This window comes from Lentzea sp. NPDC060358 (assembly GCF_042725365.1).
GTDB lineage: Bacteria > Actinomycetota > Actinomycetes > Mycobacteriales > Pseudonocardiaceae > Lentzea.
Map to the genome: position 1 here is coordinate 1 of NZ_JBHXCW010000293.1, position 8,618 is coordinate 8,618.

General features: G+C 69.9%; 9 protein-coding genes and 1 pseudogene. 3 read left to right on the plus strand and 7 right to left on the minus strand.

All coding sequences use genetic code 11. The features are described from left to right. Positions 1-3 precede the first annotated feature (3 nt). From ACFWGZ_RS36630 to ACFWGZ_RS36660, 7 genes are all read right to left on the minus strand, one after another. The gene (locus ACFWGZ_RS36630; protein ID WP_382414080.1) at positions 4-1,218 is read right to left on the minus strand and encodes a ketosynthase chain-length factor; all 1,215 of its coding nucleotides are present in this window, start codon (positions 1,216-1,218) and stop codon (positions 4-6) included. Continuing rightward, a complete protein-coding gene (locus ACFWGZ_RS36635; RefSeq protein WP_330849751.1) occupies positions 1,215-2,483 on the minus strand; it encodes a beta-ketoacyl-[acyl-carrier-protein] synthase family protein in 1,269 nt (422 codons plus the stop codon). Before ACFWGZ_RS36635 ends, ACFWGZ_RS36630 begins: the two co-directional genes overlap by 4 nt. After that, a complete protein-coding gene (locus ACFWGZ_RS36640; protein WP_382456182.1) occupies positions 2,480-3,208 on the minus strand; it encodes a hypothetical protein in 729 nt (242 codons plus the stop codon). The genes ACFWGZ_RS36635 and ACFWGZ_RS36640 overlap by 4 nt, the downstream gene beginning before the upstream one ends. Positions 3,209-3,230: 22 nt before the next feature. Then, positions 3,231-3,419: a hypothetical protein gene (locus ACFWGZ_RS36645; protein ID WP_382456183.1), complete on the minus strand. Its 189-nt coding sequence runs from the start codon at positions 3,417-3,419 to the stop codon at positions 3,231-3,233. A gap of 11 nt (positions 3,420-3,430) precedes the next feature. Next, positions 3,431-4,366, minus strand: a complete 936-nt coding sequence (locus tag ACFWGZ_RS36650; RefSeq protein ID WP_382456184.1) for an aromatase/cyclase — start codon at positions 4,364-4,366, stop codon at positions 3,431-3,433. A gap of 29 nt (positions 4,367-4,395) precedes the next feature. After that, positions 4,396-4,647, minus strand: a complete 252-nt coding sequence (locus ACFWGZ_RS36655; protein WP_325517320.1) for an acyl carrier protein — start codon at positions 4,645-4,647, stop codon at positions 4,396-4,398. A gap of 159 nt (positions 4,648-4,806) precedes the next feature. Next, positions 4,807-5,643: a BTAD domain-containing putative transcriptional regulator gene (locus ACFWGZ_RS36660; protein WP_382456185.1), complete on the minus strand. Its 837-nt coding sequence runs from the start codon at positions 5,641-5,643 to the stop codon at positions 4,807-4,809. Positions 5,644-5,827: 184 nt separating this feature from the next. Here ACFWGZ_RS36660 and ACFWGZ_RS36665 point away from each other — a divergent pair, with 184 nt between their 5' ends. From ACFWGZ_RS36665 to ACFWGZ_RS36675, 3 genes and pseudogenes are all read left to right on the plus strand, one after another. After that, positions 5,828-6,007 carry a hypothetical protein gene (locus ACFWGZ_RS36665; protein ID WP_382456186.1) on the plus strand — a complete coding sequence of 60 codons (180 nt, stop codon included), beginning with the start codon at positions 5,828-5,830 and terminating at the stop codon, positions 6,005-6,007. Continuing rightward, positions 6,004-8,268 carry a TOMM precursor leader peptide-binding protein gene (locus ACFWGZ_RS36670; protein ID WP_382456187.1) on the plus strand — a complete coding sequence of 755 codons (2,265 nt, stop codon included), beginning with the start codon at positions 6,004-6,006 and terminating at the stop codon, positions 8,266-8,268. The genes ACFWGZ_RS36665 and ACFWGZ_RS36670 overlap by 4 nt, the downstream gene beginning before the upstream one ends. 19 nt (positions 8,269-8,287) lie before the next feature. Beyond that, positions 8,288-8,618: pseudogene (locus ACFWGZ_RS36675) on the plus strand (hypothetical protein); the annotation flags it as partial.

Below are 8,618 nucleotides of genomic sequence, written 5' to 3' on the forward strand. Positions count from 1 at the left end.
GCATCACCTGTACTCGCGAACCACCATGGCGGAGTTGTAGCCGCCCTTGCCGCGCCCGAGCACCAGCGCGGCCTTGATCTTGCCGTGCCGCGCCTCGTTCATCACGAGGTCGAGCTCGTACTCCGGCACCAGGTTCTCGACGTTGATGGTCGGCGGGATCGCGCTCCAGTAGATGGAGAGGATCGCCGACGCCACGTCGAGGGACCCGCCACCGGCGAAGAGGCGGCCCGTCATGGTCTTCGGGGCCGTCACCGGCACGCCGTACGGCCCGAAGATGGCCTTGATCGCGTCGGCCTCGGCCTTGTCGAGCTCCGGGATGCCCGCCGCGTCGGCGAACACCACGTCGATCTCCGAGGCGTCCATGCCGGCGTCGCGCAGGGCGAGCTCGGCCGCGCGCTTGAGGCCCGGCTCCCGCGACGGCATCTTCGAGTCGAACGTCGAGGCGTACCCGACGATCTCGCCGTAAATGCGCGTCCCCGGCCGTCCCGCCGCCGACTCCGGCGTCTCGACGACCATGATCGCGCCGCCCTCGCCCGCGACGTACCCGGAGGCGTCGCGGTCGAACGGCAGGTAGGCGCGCTTCGGGTTGTTGTTGCGCGACAGGCACCCCGAGGCCTGGTGGGCGACCCACGCCCACGGGCACAGCGAGGAGTCCATGCCGCCGGTGAGGGCGAGCTGGACGCCCTTGCGCAGCTGGCGCCGGGCGTGGCCGATGGAGTCGATGCCGCCGGCCTGCTCGGACACCACCACCGCGCCGGGACCGCGCGTGCCGTGGCGGATGGAGATCTGGCCCGTGTTGACCGCGTAGAACCACGCGAACGACTGGTACGCCGAGACGTACTCCGGGCCCTGGTGCCACAGCTTCTGCAGCTCGCGCTGGCCGAACTCGTACCCGCCCGCCGTCGCCGCGGTGATGACCGCGATGTCGGTGTCGGGGATGTCGTTCGGCTGCACACCCGCGCCGCGCAGCGCCCAGTCCGTGCCCACCAGCGTCAACCGCGTCATGTGGTCCGTCTGCGGCAGCAGCCGGCCCTGCAGGTGCCGGCCTGCCTCGAAGCCCGGCACCTCACCGGCGATCTTCGCCCAGTAGTTGGCGCTGTCGAACCGGGTGATCGGCCTGATCGCCGCCTCCCCGTGCAGGGTCGCCCGCCAGTACGCGGTCGGCCCCAAACCGTTCGGCGACGCGATGCCGATTCCCGTCACCACCGCCCGAGTCACCGGCCTGCCCCTTCCACCTTCTTGAGCACCATGGCGCTCTGGAATCCACCGAAACCACTGCCCACGGTGAGGACCGTGTTGACCTTCTTCTCGCGCGCGACCAGCGGCGTGTAGTCGAGGTCGCACTCGGGGTCGGGCTCGTGCAGGTTCGCCGTCGGCGGGATGAGGTCCTGCTCGAACGCCAGCAGCGAGCCGACGATCTCGAGGGACCCGATCGCGCCCAGCGAGTGCCCGATCATCGACTTGAAGCCGGAGACCGGGGTCTTGTAGGCGTGCGCACCGAGCGAGCGCTTGAAGGCGGCCGTCTCGTGCAGGTCGTTCTGCTTGGTGCCCGACCCGTGCGCGTTGATGTAGCCGACGTCCGTGGCGTCCGCACGCGCCTGCTTCAGCGCGATGTTGATGGCGTCGGACATCTCGATGCCCTCGGGGTGCAGGCCCGTCATGTGGTAGGCGTTGCACCGCGAGGCGAAGCCGCCGATCTCACCGTAGATGTGGGCGCCGCGGGCACGGGCGTGCTCCAGCTCCTCCAGCACGATGATCGCGCAGCCCTCGCCGAGCACCAGGCCGTCGCGGGTCTTGTCGAACGGCCGGCACGCGGTGGTGGGGTCGTCGTTGCGGGTGCTCGACGCGCGGATCACATCGAAGCACACCACGGTGATCGGGGAGAGCGGGGCCTCGGTGCCGCCGGTGACGACGACGTCCGCGGAGCCCTCCATGATCAGCTCGGCCGCGTAGCCCACCGAGTCGAGACCGGAGGTGCAGCCCGTGGAGACCACGGAGACCGGCCCCTCGGCGCCGACCGTCCACGCCAGCTCCGTCGCCATCGAGGACGGCGTGAAGTAGTCGTAGAGGTGCGGGACGGCGTAGGAGGCGTCGACCTCCCAGTACTTGCCCCGGTCGGAGCCGACGATGAACTCGCGCTCCAGCGAGGTCGTGCAGCCGACCGCGGTGCCGAGCGAGACACCGATGCGGCCGGGGTCGAGCTGGTCGAACTCGATGCCCGAGTCGGACATGGCCTCACGGCCGGCGACCACCGCGAACTGCGCGGCACGGTCGAGCCGGCGGATCTCCTGCGGAGTGAGACCTTCGCGCACTGGGTCGAAATCTGCTTCTCCCGCCATGCGGGAGCGGTACGGAGACGCGTCGAAGTGCGTGATGTTGCGAGTCGCCGTACGCCCTTCGGACAGCAGTTTCCAATACGCCTTCGTTCCGATGCCACCAGGTGCGACCACGCCCACCCCGGTGATGACGGCGCGACGACTCATCGGACACCTCCAATCGCCTTCTGTGCGGACACGGTCTGCTCCAATCTCGGACAGGGCACGGGAGCGATACCTGTCTCTGCCGAATGAACCGATGGTGGAACGACTCGATCGAGGCCACCTCGAACGACGGCGTAGGACCCCTGTACGAGGCCCGCCCCCGCGTCGGCCGCGAGCAGCTGCTTCGCCGCCGCGCCACCGTCGTCGTGACAACCGAAACCAAGGGGCACACCGGTTTCCGCGACCGCCTCGACGATCTCGCCGATCTGGTCGGGCCACAGCTTGCCCGCTGTGTCGTGCAGCAGGACGGTCTCCGCCCCTGCCTCCGCGGCCGTGAGGACGACCTCCAGAGCGTGCTCGGGGTCGGCCAGCCAGCCGTCGAAGAAGTCCCGCGCCTCGACGACCACGCGTCTCTCGGCGCGCACGAGGTGCCGCACGGCTTCCCGCAGGACCGAGAAGCCGTGCTCCTGGACGATCACCGCCACCGCGGGCGTCTCCGCGGCGAGCAGTGCGGGGAGGTCCTCGGGACCTCCCGAAGCGATGAGGGTGGTGACCCTCAGCCGGAGCTCGTTCGCCGCCCTGCCGAAGAAACTCCGGGAGTGGGAGGTCCCGCTGGGCCGTCCCCCATCGACGAACGCGACGCCGAGCGCGTCGAGGCGCCGCGCCGCGACCAGCCTGTCCGAGATGGACAGACCGGTGCGGCGCAGCGAGATGTCGTAGAGCTTCATCCGCAACCCCTCGCGCTTCCCGTCAGAACCCCGACAGCAGTACGCGTGAGGCCTCGATCTCGTAGGCGCAGGGAGCGACGTCCGAGGACGGGCACCCCTTGCGCTCGTGGTCGACCGCGGCCTTCTCCAGGTACATGGACACGACGTAGAGCCCGTTGCGGCTTGCAGCGCGTGCTGCGGCGGTGAGCAAATCCGCGCCACTCAACCCCATCGCTTCACCTCTTATCCGTTCTCGGCGAATTCCTTCGCGTGCCGGAGCGTCGTGAGGCTGTTCGTGCCCAGTGCGTGGCGGATGAGCTCACGAGCGCGCTCGATCGTCCCGTCGGCGCCCAGCACCTGCGGGACCACCTCCGGCCGGATGACGACCGTGTGGTGCGAGGTCGCCTCGATGCCGGCCTCGATGCCGTCGCCGATGTCCCGGAACGTCCACCGGCCGACGTGCGCGGCCATGATCGGCGGCGTGTGCGTCTGCTTGTAGACGATGCCGTCGTACGGGGTGCAGACCCGCACCGAGTGCGTGGTGTGGATCGACCCGTCCGGGCTGCGGGTGTCCATCTCCATGGACTGCACCCCGGTGACGGCCTCCTGCAGGTCCAGCCGTGCCACGTGCGGCAGCCGCTGCGGCCACAGGTCGGACCGGTACAGGAACTCGTAGACGTCCTTGCGGCTCGCGTGGATCGTGGTGCTGTCGGAGAACGACAGCACCAGCTTGTCGTAGTCGTCGCCGTACTCGGCCGCCTTCTTCAGGGAGGCCAGCTCGGCGTCGCTGTTGTTGTTGACCGCGTTCAGGATGAGGTCGACGGCCTCCGGCTGCGCCGCGGTGAAGTGGTGGAGCAGATCGACCCGTGTCGCCGAGTCGGCGATCGGGACGATCCGCCACTCCCCACCCATGCTCTTCACCGGTGCGGCGGAGCGCTCCTGCTCGAAGGAGATGTGCAGGTTCGCCGGGTCGAGCTCGCGACGGGACGTCCACGTGCGCACGTCACCGTTGGCGAACGCGTGCAGCCGCAACCGCTCCGTCGAGCCGTCCCGTTCGAAGACCTCGGCGTGCACCGTGGGTCCGAAGATGTACGGCCAGGTCGTCACGTCCGCGACCAGGTCGTACACCACCTTGGCGGGAGCCCCGATCATGACCGTGTGCGTGGTGGTGTGCGTCATGGAAAGTCTCCGTTCCCGAGTCGCCGGCGTCAGGCCGCGATCTGTCCGTTGACCTTGTCCAGCAACTGACGCGGCGTCTCGATGTACGCCATCTCGTCATCCGCGACGGACGCCCCGGTCTTGCGCTTGATCAGCGCGACCGTCTCCAGCAGGGCGAGGGAGTCGAAGCCCAGCTCGAGGAACGGGATGTCGAGAATGTCCTGGCCCGGCTTGAACGAGTCGTCGTCGCCCGCGGCCTCGTTGAGGATCTCCTTGAGGCCCTCGATGGTCAGTGCGCTCACGGCTAGCTTCCTTTCCTCCAGCGGGCGAGTTCTCGCGCGCCCACGACTGAGGTTGCCAGCGCACACCTGTAAGCCACTGGAGGGTTCCTCGAAGAAACCGTTGCGGCGCAAAGCAAAACGGCCCCCACCACAGTGTGGTGGGGGCCGCTGGAGCCGAACTCAGGCGAGAAGCCGTTGCAACTGCCGGGTTTCCGCGCTGTCGAGCCGCGGGTCGGACGTGAGGATGGCGTGCTGCAGCGCCTGCAGGCGCGACGACGGCTCGACGCCGAGCTCCTCGATGAGCGTGTTGCGCAACGCCTTGAACGCGTCGAGCGCCTGCCACTGCCGGCCCGCGCGGAAGAGCGAGACCATGTACTGCGCGCACAGGTTCTCGTTCATCGGGTTCTGCACGGTCAGCACGGACAGCTCGCTGAGCAGGGCCTTGTGCTTGCCCATCCGCAGCTCGGCGTCGATGCGCGCCTCGAGCAGGCCGAGCCGGGCCTCCTCCAGGCGCACGACCTCGATGCCGAGCGGCATTCCCGGTCGCACGTCCACGACGGCGGGACCGCGCCACATGTCGAGCGCCTGGCGCAGCAGCCGCGCCGCCGAGGCGTGGTCCTCGACGTCGCTCGCCTGCTGGCCGGCGCGGCCGAGGCGTTCGAACTCGTGCACGTCGACGGCCTCCGGCGGCACGTCGAGGAGGTAGCCGCCGTAGCGGGTGACCAGCACTTCCTTGGCACCGGCGGCGCCGGCGGACGACAGCGCGTCACCGATGAGCTTGCGCAGCTGCAGGATGTAGGTCTGCAGCGTGGTGCGGGCGCTGCGCGGCGGCCGGTCGCCCCACAGCTCCTCGATCAGCGTGGGAACGGACACGACCTGTCCGGAGTGCAGTGCGAGCAGCGCCAGGATCTGCCGCGGCTTGGCCGCGGTGGGCGTCACCGAGCGACCGTTCACCTTGGCCTCGACCGGCCCCAGGACCTTGATCTGCATCGCGACCCCTCCTTCGATTCCGAGCACGTCATTAGTCTGCTCGGACCAACGGGGCGGCGTTAGTGCACAGGCCATCGATGTCAGGTGAGTTCTGCCCGTGCCGGGTATGAAAACTTCATACCGGGGCGCATTAGCCGGTAACTACCGGGCCATTAGCGCAGGTCCGCATGATTACCCACATCAACCCCGGCTCAAACATCGGAGTCACGAAATGTCCGGTACGACGGTGCAGCACCTGACCTCGGTCCCCACGATCTCGGACGACGCCGACGACATGAAGATCTACCAGTTCGACCGTGAGGCGTCGATGGACTGGTGGTGGATCTACAACACGGGCACCTGCTCGCCCGGCAGCGAGTACCAGGCGCTCGACGAGGTCCTCGCGGCATGAGACGGGACACGGCGGAACCGGGCTGGCACCGCATCGGGTTCAAACGCCACCTCCGGCCGCAGATCGTGCAGGGAGAAGCTGTCTACCTGTTCGGCGACTCGGGGGTCACGGCCATCGCCGGCACCCACGTCGAGACACTGGCCCCGTTGCTCGACGGCACCCGCGACCTCGCCGGGCTGCTGCGCGACGTTCCCGCCGACCTGACCGCCGACACGGTGGCCCGCATGCTCACGCGGCTCGCCGCGGCGGGCCTGATCGGCAGGCGCGGCACGGAGGACGGCTCCGCGGCGGCGGAGGCCTCGCTCGCGTACTGGGACGCGGCGGGTCTCGACCCCTCGGACGCGGCGGAGGCGACGACGACGTCGCTCGTGTCCGTGGTCGCCATCGGTGACACAGATCGAGAAGCAGTAGCAGAAGCATTGCGGCACAACGGACTGACGGTCACCTCGGGGAGGGCTGACCTGACGGTCGTGGCGTGTGCCGACTACCTCTCCCCCGAGCTCCGCGACATCGACGACGCGCACCGCGCGGCCGGCACCCCCTGGTTGCTGGTCAAGCCCGTGGGCGCGCAGGTGTCCGTGGGGCCCTTCCTCCTCCCCGGCGACGACGGCCCCTGCTGGCGCTGTCTCGCCACCCGCCTCTCGGTGAACCGGAAGGCGGAGGCGCACGTCCGGGCGCGCTGCGGGCAACGGGGCCCGGCGCCGCGCCCCGCCACCGGACTGCCGTCGCTGCGGGCGATGGCGCTGGAGATCGCCTCGGTCGAGGCCGCGAAGTGGCTGGCGGGACTCCGCCACGGGACGCAGTCCTCGATCTGGAACTACGACAGCATCACCATGAAGGTCACCCAGCACGAGGTGCGGCGCCGTCCGCAGTGCCCCGGCTGCGGCGACCCCCGCATTGTCGCGCGCAGGGCGTTCGAGCCGGTCGAACTCACGAGTCGCGTGAAGCGCTCCTGCGACGGCGGCGGCCACCGGTCGTCGCCGCCGCAGGAGGTGCTCGACACCTACCGCCACCTGGTCGGACCGGTCACCGGCGTGGTGCCGGAGATCCGCCGCACCGACCGCGGACCGGCCTTCTTCAACTCCTACGTGTCCGGGACGAACCTCGCGGCCGCGGGGGAGGGCGTCGAGGGACTGCGCTCGGCGCTGCGGGCCGACACCGGCGGCAAGGGCGTGACGCCGCTCGACGCCGAGGTCGGCGCCCTGTGCGAGGCCGTGGAACGGCGCAGCTGCGCCTACTTCGGCGAGGAGGCGCGGGTGAGCGCCAGCTACACCTCGCTCGGCGACCGCGCGATCCACCCCGACTCCGTGCAGCTGCACCACCCGCGCCAGTACGCCGGCCGCGCCGCGTGGAACGCGCAGCACGCCGCGTTCCAGCACGTCACCGCGCCGTTCGACGACGACGAGGTGATGGACTGGACGCCGCTGTGGTCGCTCACCGAGCAGCGTCACAAGTTCCTGCCCACCGGGATGTGCTACTTCGGCGCCCCCTGCCCGCCGAGCGTCACGTCCGACTCCAACGGCTGCGCCGCCGGCAGCAGCCTCGAAGACGCTGTGCTGCAAGGACTCCTGGAGCTCATCGAGCGGGACGCCGTCGGCATCTGGTGGTACAACCGCACACCGGTGCCGGGCGTGGACCTCGACTCGTTCCGCGACTCGTGGGTCGACGAGCTCCGCGCGGTGCACGCGGGCATCGGGCGCGAGGTGTGGCTGCTCGACGTCACGTCCGACCTCGGCGTACCGGTGATGGTCGCGGTCTCGCGGCGCACCGGTGGCGACCGCGAGGACATCATGTTCGGCTGCGGCGCCCACCTCGACCCGCGGATCGCGGCCCGCCGCGCGCTCACCGAGCTGAACCAGTGCATGCCGGCCGTGTGCGACCCGGTCGACCTGTCGAAGTTCGACGTGGACCTGAGGCGCTGGGTCGAGACCGCCACGCTCGCGGGCAACCCCTGGCTGGCGCCGGACCCGTCCGTGCCCGCGCACGACGCGGACCACCACCGGCACGTCCACCGGGCGGACCTGACCGACGACATCGGGGCGTTGCGGGACGTGCTGGAGGCCAAGGGCATGGAGGTCCTGGTGCTCGACCAGACCAGGCCCGACATCGGGCTCCCGGTCGTGCGGGTGGTCGTGCCGGGGCTGCGGCACTTCTGGTCGAGACTCGCTCAAGGGAGGCTCTACGACGTGCCGGTACAACTGGGTCGGCTGGCACAGCCCCGCAGCTACGACGAGATGAACCCCGTCCCACTGTTCCTGTAACTACCAGAGCGGAGTCGCCGTGGTGCCCACCCAGTCGCACGTCCCGACCGGCCGCCCGTTGTGGTCGCTGCTGGAGGACGCCTTCGTGGACGACGGCGGCGACAGCATCACCGTGCACGGCAGATGGGGTGCCATCGAGATCGCGGACACGAGCCCGCTCGTGCGCGAGGCCCTGCAGCGGATGAGCCTGGGGCCGGTGGCGCTCGAGAACATCTCGGCCCTGCACGAGAACTTCGTCCGCTGGAAGAGCGGGTCCGGGCCGTGCCTCATCTGGCGCAAGCTGAAGAACACCCTGGACCAGCTCGGCGGCTGCCTCGTGCCGTCGCTGGGCCTCAACGACGGCGCGGGCC